We start from the raw sequence: 19,147 nt of genomic DNA, 5'->3' as shown, positions 1-19,147 counted from the left end.
CCTCGTCGTTCATCGTGGTGATCGGTGCACCGGCCTCTCGTCTCGGCCGGGGCACTACTTGATAAGTCTCGCTCAGCGCCCGGTCAGGCGCCTGGCGTTTTCCAGGTGGCAGGTGAGCCGCTCCTGGATGCGCACGGTCGCCTCGTCGAGCGCCTTGCGCGTACGCCGTCCGCTGCCGTCGCCCGCTTCGAAGGGGTCTCCGAAGACGACGTCGACCCGGCTGCGCAGCGGCGGCAGCTGCTTTATCAGCCGTCCGCGCCGCTCCGTACTGCCGAGGACGGCGACCGGCACGATCGGCGCTCCGCCGCGCACCGCGAAGTACGCGAGGCCCGCGCGCAGCGAGGCGAAGTCTCCCTCGCCCCTGGTGCCCTCGGGGAAGATCCCGAGGACGCCGCCGTCGGTCAGGACGCGAAGCGCCCTGGTGATGGCGGTGCGGTCGGCGACCGACCGGTCCACCTCGACCTGGCCGATCCCGTGCAGGAAGGAACCGAGCGGACCGATGAACGCTTCCTTCTTGATCAGGAAGTGCGTCGGCCGGGGCGCGACGCCCATGACCATCGGTCCGTCGACGTTGTGCGAGTGGTTCACGGCCAGGATCACCGGGCCGGTGGCCGGTACCTTCCAGGCGCCGAGCACCCGCGGCTTCCACAGCCCGTACATCAGGCCGACGCCGATCCGGCGGCCGACCTCCGCACCGCGCTCGGAAGCGCCCCGGTCGGCGGGAGCCTCGCTCACTTCGCCGCCCGCTTCTCCCCGACGAGGGTGACGACGCACTCGATGACCTGCTGGAGCGTGAGCTCGGTGGTGTCGACCTCGACGGCGTCGCCGGCCTTGGCCAGCGGGGACGTCTTGCGGGTGGAGTCGGCTGCGTCCCGCTTGATCAGGGCTTCCTGGGTCGCCTTGACGTCGGCGCCCTTGAGCTCGCCGGAGCGGCGGGCGGCGCGCGCCTCGGGCGACGCGGTCAGGAAGATCTTCAGGTCGGCGTCGGGCAGCACGGTCGTGCCGATGTCCCGGCCCTCGACGACGATGCCGAGCTCGGCCGATCCGGCGATGGAACGCTGCAGCTCGGTGATGCGGGTGCGCACCTCGGGGACGGCGCTGACCGCGCTGACCTTGGAGGTGACCTCCGTGGTGCGGATCGGGCCCGCGACGTCCGTGCCGTCGACCGTGATGGTCGGGGCGGCCGGGTCGGTGCCGGAGACGATCTCGGGCTTGCCCGCGACGGCCGCGATCGCGCTCGGGTCGGTGAGGTCGATGCCGTTGTGCACCATCCACCAGGTGATCGCCCGGTACTGGGCGCCGGTGTCCAGGTAGCTGAGGCCGAGCTGGGCGGCGACGGCCTTCGAGGTGCTCGACTTGCCCGTGCCGGAGGGCCCGTCGATGGCGACGATCACGGCGGCCGGGGCGGCGGTTGCTGCGGTTTCCACGGGGAGCGGACACCTTTCGCAGTACTCGGAGCGGGGAAGCGGGGCGCGAACACGCCCCGCACAAGGTTACTGGCTCGCACACCCTGCCCTTACAGCCCCCGCGTACCGGCCCCTGCCGCCCGCCCGCGGCGGCCCCGGCTCCCGGCCGCCGCCGCCCCGCGGCCGGACGACCGGCCGCTACTGCCGGATCGACCAGCCCCGCTCGCGCAGCGCCGCGCTCAGCACGGGCGCCGCCTTCGGCTCGACCATCAGCTGGATCAGGCCCGCCTGCTGCCCGGTGGCGTGCTCGATGCGCACGTCCTCGATGTTGACGCCCGCCCGGTCCGCGTCGGCGAAGATCCGGGCCAGCTGGCCCGCCTTGTCGTCGATGAGCACCGCGACGACCTCGTACGCGGCCGGCGCCGCGCCGTGCTTGCCCGGCACCCGGGTCTGGCCCGCGTTGCCGCGCCGCAGCACGTTCTCGACGCCCGTCACGCCCTCGGTCCGCTTCGCCGCGTCGGCGGACTGCAGCGCCCGCAGCGCCGCCACCGTCTCGTCCAGGTCGGTGGCGAGGGCGGCGAGCAGGTCGGCGACCGGGCCCGGGTTGGCGGAGAGGATGTCGATCCACATGCGCGGGTCCGACGCGGCGATCCGCGTCACGTCCCTGATGCCCTGGCCGCAGAGCCGCACCGCGGACTCGTCGGCGTGCTCCAGGCGGGCCGCGACCATGCTGGAGACCAGGTGCGGCATGTGCGAGACGAGGGCGACGGCGCGGTCGTGGGCGTCGGCGTCCATCACGACGGGGACGGCGCGGCAGAGCGCGACGAGCTCCAGGGCGAGGTTGAGGACCTCGGTGTCGGTGTCCCGGGTCGGCGTGAGCACCCAGGGCCGCCCCTCGAAGAGGTCGGCGGTGGCGGCGAGCGGGCCGCTGCGCTCACGCCCCGACATGGGGTGCGTGCCGATGTAGGGGGTGAGGTCGAGGCCGAGGGCCTCCAGGTCGCGGCGCGGGCCGCCCTTGACGCTGGCCACGTCGAGGTAGGCGCGCGCGGCGCCGCGCCGCATGACGTCGGCCAGGGTGGCGGCGACGTGCGCGGGCGGCACGGCGACGACGCACAGGTCGACGGGGCCCGCGGGCGCCTCGTCGGTGCCCGCGCCGAGCGCGGCCGCGGTGCGGGCCTGCGACTGGTCGTGGTCGGCGAGGTGGACGGTGACGCCGCGGGACGCGAGGGCGAGGGCGGCGGAGGTGCCGATCAGACCGGTGCCGATGACGAGGGCGGTTCTCACTGGGCGATGTCCTTGCGGAGTGCGGCGGCGGCGCCGAGGTAGACGTGCGCGACCTCGGAGCGCGGCCGGTCGGTGTCGATGTGCGCGAGGACGCGGACCACGCGCGGCATGGCCCCCGCTATGTCCAGCTCCTGGGCGCAGATCAGCGGTACGTCGACGATGCCGAGGCCGCGCGCGGCGGCCGCGGGGAAGTCGCAGTGCAGATCGGGCGTGGCCGTGAACCAGATGCTGATCAGGTCTTCCTGGGTCAGCCCGTTCCGCTCGAGGACGGCGGTGAGCAGCGCGCTGACCCGCTCGCCCATGTGCCCGGCCTCGTCCCGCTCCAGTTGGACGGCGCCCCGGACCGCTCGTACCGCCACAGTGCTGCTCCTCGCTCGCGCGGCGACGACTGTTGCCGACACCTTCGTACGACAAGCGTAGTCAGCGCCCGGCACGGGAGTGCGCGGCGCCCGTCTGCCGAGACGGGCGCCGCGCACCATACCGGGGTGGGTCAGAGCTGCTGCTGCTTGATCAGGTCCTCGAGCGATCCGGAGGGCACCTGGCCCTCGGGCGTCAGCTTGTCGACGGCCTGCGGCAGCACCTGAGCGATGTCGTTCGCGGCCTGCTCAGGGGAGACTCCGGCCTCCTCGGCGACTTGGCGGAGGGTGTCGTCGGGCAGCGCCTCCCGCACCTGGGCGCCGGAGACCTCCTTGTTCTCGCCGTTGCCGACCCAGGACTGGGCCTGGTCGGCGAGTCCGGCCTTGGTCAGCCCTTCGAGCAGGCCGGACAGCGGGTTGCTCCCGCCCGCGCCGCCGCCCTTGCTCATCAGGGCGCCGAGCAGCGCGCCGAGGATGTTCCCGCCACCGCCGCCGGACGAGCCACCCTGCTGACCGCCCTGCTGGCCGCCGCCGAGGAGACCGCCGAGAAGGCTGCCGAGATCGTTACCCGCCATGGTCGCGCCTTTCGCGTGAAGGGCCGGGCCCGCGCCGAGGAGGACGGCGGGGCCTCAGACCATGCCAATGTCACCCGAATCGCCCACTGTCGCCACTTGGGCCGATTGGGGGACGTTTAGCTATGGATAGCTATGGACGAAGGGGGACGGGTCCGCTTGCATGGAAGGGCCGGGCAGGCTCAGCGCCTCGGGGGGCTCGCATGAAGCGCTCAGGACCTCTGTACACCCTTCTCGCCGGGCTGCTGCTCGCCCTGTTCATGCTGTCGCTCAACGCGACGACGGGGACGGGCAGTTCGTCGTACGGAGGGAACGCGCCCGGCACCACACCCCCCTCCCCCACGAAGGGCACGCCGAAGCCGACGGGCAGCCCCTCCGCGAGTGCGTCCGAGAGCCCCTCGAAGAAGCCGCCGCCCAACGCCGACTACGCGGGCCGCACCGACGACAACACCTCGGCGGTCTCCCTCTCGCTGCGCGACGGCAAGGCCATCGCGTACTTCTGCGACGGCCACAACACCGAGTCCTGGCTGAAGGGCGACGTCGAGGACGACGGCTCGATGCGGCTGACCGGCAAGCACGGCGCGAAGCTGAACGGTCAGCTCACCGGCAAGAGGATCCGGGGCACGGTCGACATCGACAAAGAGACCTGGAAGTTCACCGCCGCCAAGGCCGTCAAGCCGTCCGGCCTCTACCGCGCCACCACCGAGGTGCGCGGCGCCAAGCTCGACGGCGGCTGGATCGTCCTGGCCGACGGCAGCCAGGTCGGCATCCTCAAGCGCGACGGCAAGCCCGCGAAGGCCCCGCGGCTCGACCCGCGCACCGGCACCGTCCGGGTCGACGGCGACGTCGTCACCGCCCGCCCCGTCACGCCGTAGAGCCGCCCGCCCGCATCGCCGGGCGCCCGTCCCGCCCACGCCGAGAGGGAGCCCTCATGAGCGTCGACCCCACCGCCCCCACCCAGGGCGGCTTCCCCGTGCCCCCGGGCGCGGGCGAGCACCGCAGGCCGGGCGCCGCCCGCTATCTGGTGCCCGCGCTGTTCGCCGCGGCCGTCGCGGTGGGCCTCGGGGCGTACGGCAAGATCCACGATCCGGAGGGCACCGCCTTCAACCTCGCGGGCTTCAGCAGCACGAGCGCCGTCAAGTCCTGGCTGGCCACGACGGCGTTCGCCTTCGCGCTCGTGCAGGTCGTCTCGGCCCTGATGCTGTACGGGAAGGTCCCGGGACCCTCCTGGTCGGCGGCCCTGCACCGCTGGTCGGGCCGGATCGCGTTCCTGGTCGCCGTCCCCGTGGCGGTGCACTGCCTCTACGCGCTCGGCTACCAGACGTACTCGACCCGCGTGCTGTGGCACTCGCTGCTCGGCTGCTTCTTCTTCGGCGCGTTCAGCGCCAAGATGCTGCTGCTCCGCTCGGAGCGGCTGCCCGGCTGGCTGCTGCCCCTGGTCGCGGGCGTGGTCTTCGTGACGCTCACGGTGATCTGGCTGACGTCGGCGCTCTGGTTCTTCCGTACGGTCGGGGTGACGACGTGAGCGGCGCGGGGCGGGCGTCGCGGCGGGCGGTCATCGCGGCGGGCGCGGGGGCGCTGGCGGCGGGCTGCACGAAGTACGGCGACGAGGGGTCACAACCGGAGCCCTCGGACACCGCGACCCCGCCCCCGTCCTCGTCCGCACCCGGCTCCGCCAAGACCTCCGGATCCTCCGCGCCCGCCTCCGAGAGTCCGAAGCCGCCCGCGGGCCCCGAGCTGGCCAAGACCTCCGACATCCCGGTCGGCGGCGGCAAGGTCTTCAAGGACAAGAAGGTCGTCGTGACCCAGCCCGAGAGCGGCGACTTCAAGGCCTTCTCCGCGGTCTGCACCCACCAGGGCTGCACGGTCTCGGAGGTGGCGGGCGGCACGATCAACTGCCCCTGCCACGGCAGCAAGTACCGGGTGGCCGACGCCTCCGTCGCGGGCGGCCCCGCGCCGCGCCCACTGCCCCCGCAGAAGATCACGGTCACCGGAAACTCGATCACGCTCGGCTGACCCGGAGCCGTACGCTCACGGCATGCGCCCTCCGGACCCTCACGACCTGGTACGCGACCACACGATCTACTCCTGCGTGATGGGCTCGCGCGCCTTCGGCCTGGCCACGGACGGCAGCGACACCGACCGCAGGGGCGTCTTCCTCGCCCCCACACCGCTCTTCTGGCGCTTCGACAAGCCGCCGACGCATGTGGACGGGCCCGCGGCCGAACAGTTCGGCTGGGAGCTGGAGCGCTTCTGCGAACTCGCCCTGCGCGCGAACCCGAACGTCCTGGAGTGCCTGCACTCCCCGCTGGTGGAGCACCTCACGGACACCGGCCGCGAACTGCTCGACCTGCGCGACGCCTTCCTCTCCCGCCAGGCCCACGACACCTTCGCCAGGTACGCCCTTGGCCAGCGCAAAAAACTCGACGCCGACGTCCGCGTCCACGGCGTCCCGCGCTGGAAGCACGCCATGCACCTGCTCCGCCTGCTGATGTCCTGCCGCGACCTGCTGCGCACCGGCGAGCTGACGATCGACGTCGGCGAGCAGCGCGAGCCGCTGCTCGCGGTCAAGCGCGGCGAGGTCTCCTGGCCGGAGGTCGAGTCGTGGATGAACCGTCTCGCGGCAGAGGCGGACGCGGCGGCTCCGCACAGCCCGCTCCCGGCTGGACCCGACCGGGAGCGGATCGAGGACTTCCTCTTCCGTACGCGGCAGGCGTCAGCCCTGAAGTCCTGAAGTCCTGACAGGCGTACGCGGACGACGAGGCCGGGGTCAGCCGTCATGGCTCAAGAATCCCAGAGCGTGCCGAACGCGCGCAGCTCGTCCCCGTGTTCGATCCGCGCCGTCCACTCGGCGGGCCACGCGGCCGCCCCGAGGTGCGCCCCCGCGAAGGCCCCGGCCAGGCAGGCGATCGAGTCCGAGTCCCCCGACGTGCAGGCGGCTCTGCGCAGCGCCGTGACCGGCTCGTCGACGAACATCAGGAAGCACAGCAGGCCGGTGGCGAGCGCCTCCTCGGCGATCCAGCCCGCGCCGGTGGCCAGGCAAGGATCGGTCTCCGGCGAGGGTGAGCGCAGCGCGTCCTTGAGCCTCTCCAGGACATCGAGGCACTCGTCCCAGCCCTGCGCGATGAACGCCCCCGGCGTCGCGGCCCCGCCCCGCTTCCACAGCTCGCCGAGCCAGCGCTCGTGGTACGTCTCGCGGTTCTCGTACGCGTACGAGCGCAGCAGTCCGACGAGCCCGGTCGGCTCGACGCCCTCGGCGAGCAGCCGGACGGCGTGCGCGGTGAGGTCGGAGGCGGCGAGCGCGGTGGGGTGGCCGTGGGTGAGCGCGGACTGCAACTGGGCGACGCCCGCCCGCTGTTCGTCGCTCAGGCCCGGCACGAGGCCGATGGGCGCGACGCGCATGTTGGCGCCGCAGCCCTTGGAGTGCACCTGGCTCGCCTGCTCCCACGGCTTGCCGCCCATGAGGAGGTAGCACGCCTGTAGGCAGGTGTTGCCGGGCGCGCGGTTGTTCTCCGGAGACTGGTACCAGTCCACGAACTCCTCGCGCAGCGGCCGCTCAAAACGCTTGGGCCCGAGCAGCCCACGGTCCATGGCGGTACGCAGGCCGCGGGCCAGCGCGAGCGTCATCTGGGTGTCGTCCGTGATGAGCGCCCGCTTCGGCAGCTCCATCTCCCGCCAGGGCCCGCACTTGGCGAGGATCGACGGTACGTCGTCGAACTCGGTCGGGTAGCCGAGCGCGTCCCCGAGGGCGAGCCCGAGCAGGGATCCGGTGGCGGCGCGCTTCATGAGGAGGTCCCTTCCGACGCGGGGCGGAGCAGGGGCGGGTGCAAGGTGGTGGCGGTGCCCGCCCGGAAGAGCGCGGCGGGCTTGCCGCGGCCGCCGGTCAGCCGTGCGGCGCCGGGGATCGCCTCGACGAGCCCTGCGGTGCCGACGACCTTGCGCCGGAAGTTGGCGGGGTCGAGTTCGGCGCCCCACACCGCCTCGTAGACCTGCCGCAGCTCGCCGAGGGTGAACCGGGGCGCGCAGAAGGCGGTGGCGATGCCGGTGTACTCGAGCTTGCCGCCGACCCGGTCGTGGGCGTCGGCGAGGATCCGGTCGTGGTCGAAGGCGAGCGGCCGGTAGGTCGCGGGGCTGTACGGCAGCCAGGCGGCGCGGGCCGCGTCGCCGCCGCCGCGCACCTCTGGCTGGTCGGGCACGAGCGCCGCGAACGCGACGGAGACGACCCGCATGCGCGGGTCGCGGTCCGGCTCGCTGTAGGTGCGCACCTGCTCCAGATGGAGCCCGCTGACGTCCGCGAGCCCGGTCTCCTCGGCGAGCTCGCGCGCCGCCGCGCTCTCCGCGGACTCGTCGGACCGCACGAAGCCGCCGGGCAGCGCCCAGCGCCCCGCGTACGGCTCCTGGCCGCGCTCGACGAGCAGCACGTGCAGCGCGCCGTCGCGGATGGTGAACACCGCCAGGTCGACGGTGACGGCGAACGGCTCGTAGGCGTGTTTGTCGTAGGTCCCGGACACGGACATGCCCGCCCACCCCCTTAAAAGTCATCACGACTATAAAGAGGGTGGGCGGGCCGTCACAACCCCTGAGGGCCTACAGATCGACTTCCTTCATCAGCATGCCGACCTCCGTGTTCGAGAGCCTGCGCAGCCAGCCGGACTTCTGGTCGCCCAGGGTGATCGGCCCGAAGGCCACCCGCACCAGCTTGTCGACCGGGAAGCCCGCCTCGGCGAGCATGCGCCGCACGATGTGCTTGCGGCCCTCGTGCAGGGTGACCTCGACCAGGTAGTTCTTGCCGGTCTGCTCCACGACGCGGAAGTGGTCCGCGCGCGCGTAGCCGTCCTCCAGCTCGATGCCGTCCTTGAGCTGCTTGCCCAGGTCGCGCGGGATCGGACCCACGATGTGCGCGAGGTAGGTCTTCTTCACGCCGTACTTCGGGTGGGTCAGCCGGTGCGAGAGCTCACCGTGGTTGGTGAGCAGGATGACGCCCTCGGTCTCGGTGTCCAGACGTCCCACGTGGAACAGCCGCGTCTCACGGTTGTTCGTGTAGTCGCCCAGGCACTGGCGGCCGTCGGGGTCCTCCATGGTGGCCACGACACCGGCCGGCTTGTTCAGCGCGAAGAACTGGTACGACTGCGTGGCCACGGTCAGGCCGTCGACCTTGATCTCGTCCTTCTCGGGGTCGACGCGCAGGCCCTGCTCCAGGACGATCTCGCCGTTGACCTCGACGCGGGCCTCGTCGACCAGCTCCTCACAGGCACGGCGCGAGCCGTAGCCCGCACGGGCCAGGATCTTCTGCAGCCGCTCGCCCTCCTGCTCGGCACCCGGGAAGGTCTTGGGCGGGCTCACCTTGGGCTTGCCCGCGTACCGCTCGCGGTTGCGCTCCTCCTGCCGGGCGTCGTACTCCCGCGAGGTCGCCGGGGAGCCGCCGCGGCGGCTGCCGCGGGCGCCGGTGCCCTGCGAGGTGCGGGGGCCGCCCTTGGCGCCGCCGCGCGCCGCCGCGCCACGGCCCTTCTTGGGCGCGCCGCCGCCGTCGGCGGGGCTCACGTCGTAGCGCCGCTCCTCGGGACGCGGCTTGCTCGGCCTGCCGCTGTCCTGCTTGTCGTCACGGCCGTTACCGGCACCCCGGTAATTGCCGCGGCCACCGGTGCTTCCCCGGCCGCCGCTGTTGCCGCGGCCGCCGCTGTTGCCACCACGGCTCCCGCCGTTGTTTCCGCTGCTGTTCCTGCCGCTGCTGTTTCGCATCAAAGTTCCGTCTAGTCGTCAGCGTCCTCGTAACCCGGCGCATCGGGTGCGTCCGGGTCGAACGACGGGACACCTTCCAGCGTCTCCGACTCGATCGCCTCCGCCTCGGGGAGGAAGGGCGCGAGCTCCGGGAGTTCGTCAAGGCCGCGCAGGCCCATCCGCTCCAGAAAGTAGTTCGTCGTCCTGTACAGGATCGCACCTGTTTCGGGTTCCGCGCCCGCCTCCTCCACCAGACCCCTCTGGAGGAGCGTCCGCATCACCCCGTCACAGTTCACCCCGCGCACCGCGGAGACCCGGGAACGGCTGACCGGCTGGCGGTACGCGACCACCGCGAGGGTCTCCAGGGCCGCCTGGGTGAGCCGCGCCTGCTGCCCGTCAAGGACGAAGCCCTCCACCGCCGCGGCGTACTCGGGCCGCGTGTAGAACCGCCACCCGCCCGCCACCAGGCGCAGCTCGAAGCCCCGCTTCTGCACCGTGTACTCGTCGGCCAGCTCCCGCAGCGCCTCGGCGACCTGCCGCCTCGGCCGCTGCAGGATCTTCGCGAGGTGCTCCTCGGTGGCGGGCTCGTCCACCACCATCAGGACGGCCTCTAGAGCGGGCCGCAGCGCCAGCTCCGCCACGGCACCGGCAAGCTCCCCCACGGGGCTCTGCTGCTCGCTCACGCCTTCTCCTCCATCGGCTCGGGGGCCCGGTCGAACTCGTCGGTCACGGTCGGCTCCTCCGCACCGTCCCCGCCGGTCCACCGGACCATCAGCTCGCCCAGCGGGTCCTCCTGGTCCAGGGCGACGACCTTCTCCCGGTAGAGCTCCAGGAGGGCCAGGAAGCGGGCGACGACCGTCAGGGTGTCCCCCGCGTCCTCCACGAGCACCTGGAAGCTGACCTCCCCGCGCTCCCGGAGCCGGGCGACGACGAGGCCCGCCTGCTCCCGTACGGAGACCAGCGGGGCGTGAATGTGGTCCACGTACACCTGCGGCTCGGCGCGCGGCCGCATGGCCTTCACGGCGAGCTTGGCGAATCCTTCCGCCCCGATGCTGATGACGACCTCGGGCAGCAGCTCGGCGTGGTGCGGCTCCAGGCCCACGGTCCGCGGATAGCGCCGTGCCTCGTCATCCAGGCGCCCGCTGAAGATGTCCGCGATCTGTTTGTACGCGCGGTACTGCAGCAGCCGCGCGAAGAGCAGGTCCCTGGCTTCGAGCAGCGCCAGATCGGCTTCGTCCTCGACCTCGGCTGCGGGCAGCAGGCGGGCCGCCTTCAGATCGAGCAGGGTGGCCGCGACCACCAGGAACTCGGTGGTCTGGTCCAGGTCCCAGTCGGCCCCCATGGCGCGGATGTGCGCCATGAACTCGTCGGTCACCTTGGACAGCGCGACTTCGGTGACGTCGAGCTTGTGCCGGGAGATCAGCTGCAACAGCAGATCGAAGGGCCCTTCGAAGTTCGCGAGCCGAACCTTGAACCGCCCGTCATCGGGCTCGGCAGAAGCTTCGGTCCCGGAGTCCGCGTTGTGGGCAGGCGTTCCGCACGGCGAGTGGGGCATCCCCTGCTCGAGCGAAGCCGAGAGCTTGGGGAAGGGTGGGCACAACGCCCCACGGTCCGCAGGCAAGGGCTCCGGTTCAGCGGAAGAAGCCCCCGGGCCGCGCCCCAGGGTGCGGCGCCGAGCGGCGGGTGGTGCGGATTCACTGTTCTGGGCCATGAGGCCAGAAACGCTACCCCTACCGCCCGCGCAACCGTCGTACGAGAATGCTCGCGTCCCCGCGCGACTCCAGGTCGGCGAGGACGACGGCGACCGCCTCGCGCACGATGCGCCCGCGGTCGACCGCGAGACCGTGCTCGCCGCGCAGCACGAGGCGCGCGTGCTCGAGGTCCATCAGTTCCTCGGCGGAGACGTACACGGTGATCTTCTCGTCGTGCCGCTCGCGCCCGCTGGGGCGCCGGTTGGCCGCCCTGGCCCGCCGCCGTGCCTGCGCGGTGGACGAGCCGCCGGACTTGCCGCCGCTCTGGGCGGCCGCGCCGTCCTGCGCGGGTGCCGCACGGCGCCCCGCACCCTTCTCGCCCTCGGCCGTCCCGGCCGCCCTGCTGCGCGACCCGGATCCGGACTCGGCGTCCGTGGCCGCGTGTTCGGCGGGCTCACCGCCGTCGCCCTGCGCGGCGGCGTCGTCCGTGGCCGCGGTCTCGTCGCTCTCGCCCGCGGGACCCGGCACCCTCGGCTCGCCGTTGGCCGGGCGCCGCGGAGACGACGACTGGAGCGCCATCCCCCCGGTCGTACGGAACAGTTCGTCGGCCCCGGGCAGACTCACTCGGCGTGACACCGGGCGAGCACCTCCCTGGCGAGCTGACGATAGGCGGCCGCGCCGACCGAGTTGGAGGCGTACGTCGTGATGGGCTCACCGGCGACCGTGGTCTCCGGGAAGCGCACCGTGCGCCCGATGACCGTGTGGTAGACGTGGTCGTCGAAGGCCTCGACCACGCGCGCGAGCACCTCACGGCTGTGCACCGTGCGCGAGTCGTACATGGTCGCGAGGATGCCGTCGAGCTCCAGGTCGGGGTTGAGCCGCTCCTGGACCTTCTCGATCGTCTCGGTCAGCAGGGCCACACCGCGCAGCGCGAAGAACTCGCACTCGAGCGGCACGATCACCTTGTGAGCCGCCGTCAGGGCGTTCACGGTGAGCAGGCCGAGCGAGGGCTGACAGTCGATCACGATGTAGTCGTAGTCCTGCATCAGCGGCTTGAGCGCCCGCTGCAGGGTGGACTCGCGCGCGACCTCGCTCACCAACTGCACTTCGGCGGCCGACAAGTCGATGTTGCTGGGCAGCAGGTCCATGTTCGGGACCGCGGTCTTCAGGAGCACCTCGTCCGCGGACATGCCGCGCTCCATGAGGAGGTTGTAGACCGTCAGGTCCAGCTCCATCGGGTTCACCCCGAGGCCCACCGAGAGGGCGCCCTGCGGGTCGAAGTCGACGAGCAGGACCCGGCGTCCGTACTCCGCGAGTGCCGCGCCCAGGTTGATGGTCGACGTCGTCTTGCCGACGCCGCCCTTCTGGTTGCACATCGCGATGATCTTCGCGGGACCGTGGTCGGTCAGCGGGCCCGGGATCGGAAAGTACGGCAGCGGGCGCCCCGTGGGACCGATGCGCTCGCGGCGCTGACGGGCGGCGTCCGGCGCGAGCGTGGCCGCGTACTCCGGATCGGGCTCGTACTCGGCGTCGGGGTCGTAGAAGTGCCCCTGGGGCAGTTCCTCGTAGTCGGCGAGGTGGGTGTGGGTGTTATCGCCACTCCGGTCGCCGGCCATGGCGTTCACGTGATGGCCATCCATGCTCTGGGGTGCTGACTGTGTCGGCTGGGGGCTCTGCCGGGCTTCGAAGGTGCGGACAGCGACCGAGCCGACGGCCTCGAGCCCCACGGGTCCTTGGCCCCGCTCAGAGGTTCCTGGTTGACCACCCCCGGGAGCAAATGTCGACTCATTCACAAGTCGTCTTACCTCCTTGGTGACCAGGAAATTTCTCGATAGGTCAGCGTGGCACCATGCCGACGGTTGGCGACTCTATGGCGTGTCACCGGTCCACAGCAACACAATCCGCCGGACCGGGCCTGATGTGTCGGCAACGGAACACCCTGATGTCAAGGGCGTGCGGCATGTCATCGGCACGTTTCAGGGGTGGGCGAAACGGTTAAAGGGTTACGTTCAAGGCGAGTTGAGCGTGTCCACACTGATACACATACGGCCGGACCCCTCTCAAGGTCCGGCCGTTGGCGTGAGATTGACGACTCTCGTTGACGAAAGTGTCCGAGACTGACCGAAGTCAGTCACCCGGGTCAGCCGAGGAGCGTCTCGAGCTCGAGGTGCTCGAGACCGTGGGCCTCGGCGACCTCCTTGTAAACGACCTTGCCGTCATGGGTGTTGAGACCCAGGGCGAGCGCCGGGTCGCGGCGCAGGGCCTCGACCCAGCCGCGGTTCGCCAGCTCGACGATGTACGGCATCGTCGCGTTGGTCAGCGCGTACGTGGAGGTGTTGGGCACCGCGCCGGGCATGTTGGCGACGCAGTAGAAGACCGAGTTGTGGACCGGGAAGGTCGGCTCGGCGTGCGTGGTGGCGTGCGAGTCCTCGAAGCAGCCGCCCTGGTCGATCGCGATGTCGACAAGGACACTTCCCGGCTTCATCCGCGAGACGAGCTCGTTGGTGACCAGCTTCGGGGCCTTGGCGCCCGGGATCAGGACGGCACCGATGACGAGGTCGGCCTCGAGGCAGGCCTTCTCCAGCTCGAAGGCGTTGGAGACGACGGTCTGGATCTTCGTACCGAAGATCTTGTCCGCCTCCTTGAGCTTGTTGATGTCCTTGTCGAGCAGGGTCACGTGGAAGCCCATGCCGATGGCGATCTGCGCGGCGTTCCAGCCGGAGACGCCGCCGCCGATGACGACGGCCTTGCCCGCCGCCACGCCGGGGACGCCGCCGGGCAGGACACCGCGACCGCCCTGGGCGGCCATCAGGTGGTAGGCGCCGACCTGCGGGGCCAGGCGGCCCGCGACCTCGGACATCGGGGCGAGCAGCGGGAGCGCGCGGTTCGCGGTCTCCACGGTCTCGTACGCGATGGCGGTGGTGCCCGACTCCAGGAGCGCGTCCGTGCACTCCTTGGACGCGGCCAGGTGCAGGTAGGTGAAGAGGGTCTGGTCCTTGCGCAGGCGGTGGTACTCCTCCGCGATCGGCTCCTTGACCTTCAGGAGCAGGTCGGCGGTGGCCCAGACCTCATCGGCGGTCTCCAGGATCCGCGCACCGGCCGAGACGTACTCGGCGTCCGTGATCGAGGAGCCCACACCGGCGTTCCGCTCGATGACGACCTGGTGGCCGTGGCGCACCAGCTCGTGCACGCCGGCGGGGGTGATGGCCACCCGGAACTCGTTGTTCTTGACCTCGCGGGGGATGCCGACCTTCATCGTGGATCACGGTCCTTGGCTCAGGGGATTTCTCGGGCAATGCAACACAGACCGGTGCACACGAGGGCGCAACGGGAGACACCACGGATGTACGCGGCGGAGCCAGTCTAATGAAGGATTTCTCGCTGTCTAGCCTTCCAATACTTCAATCTTCTGTAGATGCACTACGGATTTCGCAGGCGGAAGGCTGCGCTCCACCGTTTGATTCAAGCCTGGCGGCCTTCGGGATCTCCGTTCCCAGCATGCGCTCGGCCGCGCCCCTGTGCAGCCGGGCGGCCGCCGGGTCGCCGAGGCGCTCCAGGGTGTCCGCGAGCCGCAGCTGCAGCGCGGCCTGCAGACGGACGTCCTTGGCGTGCCGCGCCCACTCCACCGCCTCCTGGCAGGTACGCAGCGACTCCTCGGGCCGCCCCGCGTACTCCTGGACCCGCGCCATCTCGCTCAACGCCCGCGCCTGGGCCGCCACGTCCCCGTTCTTGCGGTGCCCGGTGACGGACGAACTCCAGTTGCGCAGCGCCTCCCCGTAGCGGCCCGCGTAGGTGTGCACCGCACCGATCCGGCCGTAGAGCCGGGCGGCGTCCGCGCGCTCGTCGCGGGCGAGCCGCTGGGCCAGCGCCCTGCCGTACCAGTCGGAGGCCCGCGGCCAGTCCCCCAGCTCCTGATAGGCACCGCCTACGGATTCCATCGCGCGCGCGGTCGCGTACGGATCACCCGCCGCCCGCCCCGCGTCCAGCGCGGCCCGGTAGCGGACCAGCGCCTCCTGCGTACGTCCGGTCCGCGCGTCCAGGTCCGCGAGGTTCAGCAGCGCGGCGGCCTGCTCGCGCGGCAGGTTCCGCCGCTCGGCGACGTCGAGCACCAGACGGTGGATTCCGTAGAGCACCGGAGCCGCTTCCTCGGTGCCGCGGTGCGCGACCAGGGCCCTGACCAGCGCGGCCATCAGGCGCCGTGCGAGGGTGTCGAGCTCGCCGTCGGCCACCGCGATCCTCGCGGCGGCGAGCAGCGCGGGCTGGCGGATGCTCAGCCACTCGGCGGCGGCCGCCGCGGAGGGGAAGCGCAGCGCCCGCGGCAGTCCGGCGAGCTTCTTGCGGGCCGCCGACCCTTCCGGTTCCGTGATCGCACGGCAGGACTGCAGCAGGCGTACGGTCCGCTCCAGCATCCGGGCCCTGGCCAGCTGGACCTCGGCGGGCCTGTCCTGGCTCTCGGTGCGGGCGCGCAGCAGCGGCACCAGACAGCCGGGCACCTCGTACTGCGGAAGCGGCGAGTCAACAGCGCGCACCAGGCCGAGCGCCACGAAGTCGTCGAGGGTCGTGCGCGCCGCGGAGACCGAGCAGCCCGCCAGCGCGGACGCGGTGTGCGGGTCGACGTGGCCCGCCGGGGCGAGGGAGAGGAATCGCAGTATCCGCGCGGCGGGCCCGGGCAGCGAGGCGTAGGTGTGGTAGAAGACACGCGCGAGGGCGGACCCCTCGTCCGGCATGTCGTGCACCTGCTTGGCCAGATCGGCGACGGCGGCCTTGGGCCGCACCGAAAGCCAGCCACCGGCGAGCACCAGCGCCTCGGGGTGCGCCTGGCACGCCTCGACCAGGGACTCGGCCGAGCGCGGGTCGACGGTGATGCGCACGGGTCCCGACGCCCGGGCGAGCAGTTCGACGGCGGCGCCCTTGTCCAGGCCGCCGAGCGTGCACGGGCGGACGTCGGGGATGCCGGTCAGCGGCCCCTCTGAGACCGCGACGACCAGGCAGTCGGGGGCGTCGGGCAGGAGCGGGTCGACCTGCTCGGCGTCGGCCGCGTCGTCCAGCAGGAGCAGCGCCCTGCGGTCGGCGAGCGCGTCCCTGAGCGCACCGGAGAGGTCGTCCTCGCAGGCCCCCGGCGGCGCGGGCACGGCCAGCGCGTCGAGCAGTTCGCGGGCGGTGCGCTCGGTGGGCACCCGGGCGCCGTCGGGTTCGGTGAGGCGGGCGCGGAGCACCCCGTCGGGGTAGTCGTCCGCCAGCTGCCGCGCCAGTTCCACGGCGAGCGAGGTGCGGCCCGAACCGGGGCGCCCTGCGATCAGCAGGACCCGCGCGCGGGGCGCCTTGCGGCCCGAGAGGGTGTCGAGTCCCGCCCGGTCGATGTCGGCGCGGAGTTCTTTCAACTCCCGGCGTCTGCCGACGAACTGAGCCTTCGTCGGCTGGGCCGCGGCACTCGCGGGCGACGGCACAGCGCCACCCGCCGCCGCACCGTCCGTGTCGACCGCCTGATCCGTCACGGGCCACGCTCCCGTCCGCCTGCACGAACCCGCCGGGACTCCGGGCGGGACGCTTTCAGAGACTAGTTCAGGCCCTGCGGCCCTCCCGGCCGCGCGGCGCGCACAAGTCGCCCGATCGGATCAGTGGATCGTCACACCGCAGGCGTCGGGGACGCTCTCACACCTCGAAGGGGCGGGCGGGCCACGGCGCCTCCGCGGGGCGCAGCGCGTCGACGCCGTCGCCCTTGAGGGCGGTGTACAGCGACAGGGCACCGACCACGAGGCAGTTGTTGTGCAGCTCGCCCGCGAGCACGCCGCGCACGAGCTCCTCCAGCGGGATCCTGGCGAGCTCCATGTCGGCCTCCTCCTCGGAGACCTCGAAGCGCTCGCCCTCGGCCTCGGAGAGGTCACGCGCGAGGAAGACGCGCACGGCCTCGTCGCAGCCGCCGGGCGTGGTGTACACGTCGGTGAGGACCCGCCAGTCCTCGGCCTTGACGTGCGCCTCTTCGTAGAGCTCGCGCTGGGCGGCGTGCAGCGGGTTCTCGCCGGGTACGTCCAGGAGCCCCGCGGGGATCTCCCAGAGCTTGTGGCGGACGGGGTGGCGGTACTGGCGGATGACCAGGACGCGGCCCGCGTCGTCGAGCGCGAGGACGGCCACCGAGCCGGGGTGGACCTGGTAGTCGCGGTGCGCGACGGTCCCGTCGGGCATGACCACGTCGTCGGTGCGCACGGAGGTCTTGTTCCCGACGAACGGCGTCCGGCTCGCCGTGACCTGCCACTCCTCGGCGGTGTCCTTGATCGTCATGTCGTCCTGTCCTCCCACGCACACATGCGGAAACCGGGGCGCGCACCCCGAAAGGCGCGCACCCCGGCAACCGTACAACCCTGGTGTTACTTGGCCTTCTTGGCCGCCGTCTGGCGCTCCACGGCCGCCTTCACCAGACCCGCGAAGAGCGGGTGCGGACGCGTCGGACGCGAGCGCAGCTCCGGGTGGGCCTGCGTGGCGACCAGGTAGGGGTGCACCTCGCGCGGGTACTCGACGTACTCGACGAGCTTGCCGTCCGGGGAGGTGCCGGAGAACTGCAGACCGGCCTTCTTCTCCAGCTCGGCGCGGTAGGAGTTGTTCACCTCGTAGCGGTGGCGGTGGCGCTCCTCCACGTACTCCTTGCCGTCGTACACCTCGCGCGCGATGGAGCCCTCGGCGAGCTTGGCCGGGTACATGCCCAGGCGCATCGTGCCGCCCATGTCGCCGTCGCCCGCGACGATGTCGAGCTGCTCGGCCATGGTGGAGATCACCGGGTGGCCGGTGGCGGCGTCGAACTCCGTCGAGTTCGCGTCGGGGATGTCGGCCAGGTTCCGCGCGGCCTCGATCACGATGCACTGCAGGCCGAGGCAGATGCCGAGCAGCGGCACCTTGTTCTCGCGGGCGTACTGGATCGCGCCGATCTTGCCGTTCACGCCGCGGTCGCCGAAGCCGCCGGGGATGAGGATCGCGTCGACGTCGCCGAGCTGCTTCTTGGCGCCCGCAGGGGTCTTGCAGTCGTCCGAGGTGACCCACTTGACCTTGACGCGGGCCTTGTTGGCGAAGCCGCCCGCGCGCATGGCCTCGGTGATCGACAGGTAGGCGTCGGGCAGGTCGATGTACTTGCCGACCAGGGCGACGGTGACCTCGTGCTTGGGGTTGTGCACGCGGTCGAGCAGGTCGTCCCACTGGGTCCAGTCGACGTCGCGGAACGGCAGGTCGAGCTTGCGCACGACGTAGGCGTCCAGGCCCTCGGTGTGCAGGACCTTCGGGATGTCGTAGATCGACTTGGCGTCGATGGCGGCCACCACGGCGGCCTCGTCGACGTCGCACATCAGCGAGATCTTGCGCTTGATGGCGGTCGGCACCTCGCGGTCGGCGCGCAGGACGATGGCGTCCGGCTGGATGCCGATGTTTCGCAGGGCGGCGACCGAGTGCTGGGTCGGCTTGGTCTTCAGCTCGCCGGAGGGGCCGATGTAGGGCAGCAGCGAGATGTGCACGACGAAGACGTTGTCGCGGCCGACCTCGTGGCGGACCTGGCGGACGGTCTCCAGGAACGGCAGCGACTCGATGTCGCCGACCGTGCCGCCGACCTCGGTGATCACGACGTCGACGTCGTCCGTCGCCATGCGGCGGATGCGGTGCTTGATCTCGTTGGTGATGTGCGGGATGACCTGGACGGTGTCGCCGAGGTACTCGCCGCGCCGCTCCTTGGCGATCACCTGGGAGTAGACCTGGCCGGTGGTCACGTTCGCCGAGCCGTCGAGGTCGACGTCGAGGAAGCGCTCGTAGTGGCCGATGTCCAGGTCGGTCTCGGCGCCGTCGTTGGTGACGAACACCTCGCCGTGCTGGAAGGGGTTCATCGTGCCTGGGTCGACGTTCAGGTACGGGTCGAGCTTCTGCATGGTGACGCGCAGACCCCTTGCCTTGAGCAGCGCGCCAAGGCTGGAGGCCGTCAGCCCCTTACCGAGCGAGGAGGCGACACCCCCGGTGACGAAGATGTGCTTGGTCGTCGTGGCTGTGCTGTTTCGAAAAGCAGCGGGCTGCATAGCCAAAGGGGGGCTCCCGTGGTCGCGGTCTGGAGGTGCGTTCCGGCGCCCTCACCAGGGATTCGGGGAGGCGCC

20 protein-coding genes are annotated in these 19,147 nt (G+C 71.7%); 4 read left to right on the top strand and 16 right to left on the bottom strand.

The genetic code is table 11. From position 1 onward, the window contains the following. Window positions 1-72: 72 nt before the first annotated feature. The 5 genes from CP970_RS34275 to CP970_RS34255 form a co-directional block, all read right to left on the bottom strand. A complete protein-coding gene (locus CP970_RS34275; RefSeq protein ID WP_191094984.1) occupies window positions 73-774 on the bottom strand; it encodes a lysophospholipid acyltransferase family protein in 702 nt (233 codons plus the stop codon). Then, window positions 732-1,427 carry a (d)CMP kinase gene (gene cmk, locus CP970_RS34270; protein ID WP_079043984.1) on the bottom strand — a complete coding sequence of 232 codons (696 nt, stop codon included), beginning with the start codon at window positions 1,425-1,427 and terminating at the stop codon, window positions 732-734. Before cmk ends, CP970_RS34275 begins: the two co-directional genes overlap by 43 nt. A 177-nt stretch (window positions 1,428-1,604) precedes the next feature. Beyond that, window positions 1,605-2,690: a prephenate dehydrogenase gene (locus CP970_RS34265; RefSeq protein WP_055556221.1), complete on the bottom strand. Its 1,086-nt coding sequence runs from the start codon at window positions 2,688-2,690 to the stop codon at window positions 1,605-1,607. Further along, the gene (gene aroH, locus CP970_RS34260) at window positions 2,687-3,049 is read right to left on the bottom strand and encodes a chorismate mutase (RefSeq protein ID WP_055556223.1); all 363 of its coding nucleotides are present in this window, start codon (window positions 3,047-3,049) and stop codon (window positions 2,687-2,689) included. Before aroH ends, CP970_RS34265 begins: the two co-directional genes overlap by 4 nt. Before the next feature lie 131 nt (window positions 3,050-3,180). Further along, window positions 3,181-3,621 (bottom strand): YidB family protein, encoded by a 441-nt coding sequence (locus CP970_RS34255; protein WP_055556225.1) that lies wholly within the window; start codon window positions 3,619-3,621, stop codon window positions 3,181-3,183. 200 nt (window positions 3,622-3,821) lie between these two features. On the opposite strand from CP970_RS34255, the gene CP970_RS34250 reads away from it, so the two are divergent. Genes CP970_RS34250 through CP970_RS34235 form a run of 4 tightly spaced genes read left to right on the top strand, consistent with a single transcriptional unit; the run spans window position 3,822 to window position 6,352 of the window. Continuing rightward, entirely contained in the window at window positions 3,822-4,493 is a 672-nt protein-coding gene (locus CP970_RS34250; protein WP_055556227.1) for a hypothetical protein, read from the top strand. Between the two features lie 56 nt (window positions 4,494-4,549). Beyond that, window positions 4,550-5,143: a DUF6529 family protein gene (locus CP970_RS34245; protein ID WP_150494366.1), complete on the top strand. Its 594-nt coding sequence runs from the start codon at window positions 4,550-4,552 to the stop codon at window positions 5,141-5,143. After that, window positions 5,140-5,634, top strand: coding sequence for a Rieske (2Fe-2S) protein (locus CP970_RS34240; RefSeq protein ID WP_055547270.1), 495 nt, complete (start codon window positions 5,140-5,142; stop codon window positions 5,632-5,634). Before CP970_RS34245 ends, CP970_RS34240 begins: the two co-directional genes overlap by 4 nt. Before the next feature lie 22 nt (window positions 5,635-5,656). Then, on the top strand, window positions 5,657-6,352 hold the full coding sequence (locus CP970_RS34235; RefSeq protein ID WP_055547272.1) for a nucleotidyltransferase domain-containing protein: 696 nt from the start codon (window positions 5,657-5,659) through the stop codon (window positions 6,350-6,352). A 50-nt stretch (window positions 6,353-6,402) separates the two neighbouring features. On the opposite strand, the gene CP970_RS34230 is transcribed toward CP970_RS34235, so the two are convergent. The 11 genes from CP970_RS34230 to CP970_RS34180 all read right to left on the bottom strand — a co-directional run bounded on the left by CP970_RS34230 (window position 6,403) and on the right by CP970_RS34180 (window position 19,072). Next, a complete protein-coding gene (locus tag CP970_RS34230; protein ID WP_055547274.1) occupies window positions 6,403-7,404 on the bottom strand; it encodes an ADP-ribosylglycohydrolase family protein in 1,002 nt (333 codons plus the stop codon). Then, complete coding sequence (locus CP970_RS34225; protein ID WP_055547276.1) at window positions 7,401-8,135, bottom strand: NUDIX hydrolase; 735 nt, start codon at window positions 8,133-8,135, stop codon at window positions 7,401-7,403. Before CP970_RS34225 ends, CP970_RS34230 begins: the two co-directional genes overlap by 4 nt. 70 nt (window positions 8,136-8,205) lie before the next feature. Next, entirely contained in the window at window positions 8,206-9,357 is a 1,152-nt protein-coding gene (locus CP970_RS34220; protein WP_055547278.1) for a pseudouridine synthase, read from the bottom strand. An 11-nt stretch (window positions 9,358-9,368) separates the two neighbouring features. After that, entirely contained in the window at window positions 9,369-10,019 is a 651-nt protein-coding gene (scpB, locus tag CP970_RS34215; RefSeq protein WP_055547280.1) for an SMC-Scp complex subunit ScpB, read from the bottom strand. Beyond that, window positions 10,016-11,047 (bottom strand): segregation and condensation protein A, encoded by a 1,032-nt coding sequence (locus CP970_RS34210; RefSeq protein WP_079043496.1) that lies wholly within the window; start codon window positions 11,045-11,047, stop codon window positions 10,016-10,018. The genes scpB and CP970_RS34210 overlap by 4 nt, the downstream gene beginning before the upstream one ends. A 19-nt stretch (window positions 11,048-11,066) precedes the next feature. Then, window positions 11,067-11,651, bottom strand: coding sequence for a hypothetical protein (locus tag CP970_RS34205; protein WP_055547284.1), 585 nt, complete (start codon window positions 11,649-11,651; stop codon window positions 11,067-11,069). Further along, on the bottom strand, window positions 11,648-12,820 hold the full coding sequence (locus CP970_RS34200) for a ParA family protein (RefSeq protein ID WP_079043497.1): 1,173 nt from the start codon (window positions 12,818-12,820) through the stop codon (window positions 11,648-11,650). The genes CP970_RS34205 and CP970_RS34200 overlap by 4 nt, the downstream gene beginning before the upstream one ends. A gap of 347 nt (window positions 12,821-13,167) precedes the next feature. Continuing rightward, window positions 13,168-14,283 carry an alanine dehydrogenase gene (ald, locus tag CP970_RS34195; RefSeq protein ID WP_055547288.1) on the bottom strand — a complete coding sequence of 372 codons (1,116 nt, stop codon included), beginning with the start codon at window positions 14,281-14,283 and terminating at the stop codon, window positions 13,168-13,170. A gap of 145 nt (window positions 14,284-14,428) precedes the next feature. Beyond that, window positions 14,429-16,522, bottom strand: coding sequence for a tetratricopeptide repeat protein (locus tag CP970_RS34190; RefSeq protein WP_055547290.1), 2,094 nt, complete (start codon window positions 16,520-16,522; stop codon window positions 14,429-14,431). Window positions 16,523-16,679: 157 nt separating this feature from the next. Continuing rightward, the gene (locus tag CP970_RS34185) at window positions 16,680-17,306 is read right to left on the bottom strand and encodes an NUDIX domain-containing protein (RefSeq protein ID WP_055547292.1); all 627 of its coding nucleotides are present in this window, start codon (window positions 17,304-17,306) and stop codon (window positions 16,680-16,682) included. 86 nt (window positions 17,307-17,392) lie between these two features. Further along, window positions 17,393-19,072: a CTP synthase gene (locus CP970_RS34180; protein WP_055547294.1), complete on the bottom strand. Its 1,680-nt coding sequence runs from the start codon at window positions 19,070-19,072 to the stop codon at window positions 17,393-17,395. Between the last annotated feature and the right edge of the window lie 75 nt (window positions 19,073-19,147).

This window comes from Streptomyces kanamyceticus, assembly GCF_008704495.1.
Lineage (GTDB): Bacteria > Actinomycetota > Actinomycetes > Streptomycetales > Streptomycetaceae > Streptomyces > Streptomyces kanamyceticus.
Note: the sequence above shows the minus strand (reverse complement) of the source record. Positions and strands in the feature narration are given on the sequence as shown.

Coding starts and splice junctions, on each gene's coding strand:
- CP970_RS34255 (WP_055556225.1), bottom strand. CDS start 3,621: ATGGCGGGTAACGATCTCGGCAGCCTTCTCGGCGGTCTCCTCGGCGGC.
- CP970_RS34250 (WP_055556227.1), top strand. CDS start 3,822: ATGAAGCGCTCAGGACCTCTGTACACCCTTCTCGCCGGGCTGCTGCTC.
- CP970_RS34245 (WP_150494366.1), top strand. CDS start 4,550: ATGAGCGTCGACCCCACCGCCCCCACCCAGGGCGGCTTCCCCGTGCCC.
- CP970_RS34235 (WP_055547272.1), top strand. CDS start 5,657: ATGCGCCCTCCGGACCCTCACGACCTGGTACGCGACCACACGATCTAC.
- CP970_RS34230 (WP_055547274.1), bottom strand. CDS start 7,404: ATGAAGCGCGCCGCCACCGGATCCCTGCTCGGGCTCGCCCTCGGGGAC.
- CP970_RS34225 (WP_055547276.1), bottom strand. CDS start 8,135: ATGTCCGTGTCCGGGACCTACGACAAACACGCCTACGAGCCGTTCGCC.
- CP970_RS34220 (WP_055547278.1), bottom strand. CDS start 9,357: ATGCGAAACAGCAGCGGCAGGAACAGCAGCGGAAACAACGGCGGGAGC.
- CP970_RS34210 (WP_079043496.1), bottom strand. CDS start 11,047: ATGGCCCAGAACAGTGAATCCGCACCACCCGCCGCTCGGCGCCGCACC.
- ald (WP_055547288.1), bottom strand. CDS start 14,283: ATGAAGGTCGGCATCCCCCGCGAGGTCAAGAACAACGAGTTCCGGGTG.
- CP970_RS34185 (WP_055547292.1), bottom strand. CDS start 17,306: ATGACGATCAAGGACACCGCCGAGGAGTGGCAGGTCACGGCGAGCCGG.
- CP970_RS34180 (WP_055547294.1), bottom strand. CDS start 19,072: ATGCAGCCCGCTGCTTTTCGAAACAGCACAGCCACGACGACCAAGCAC.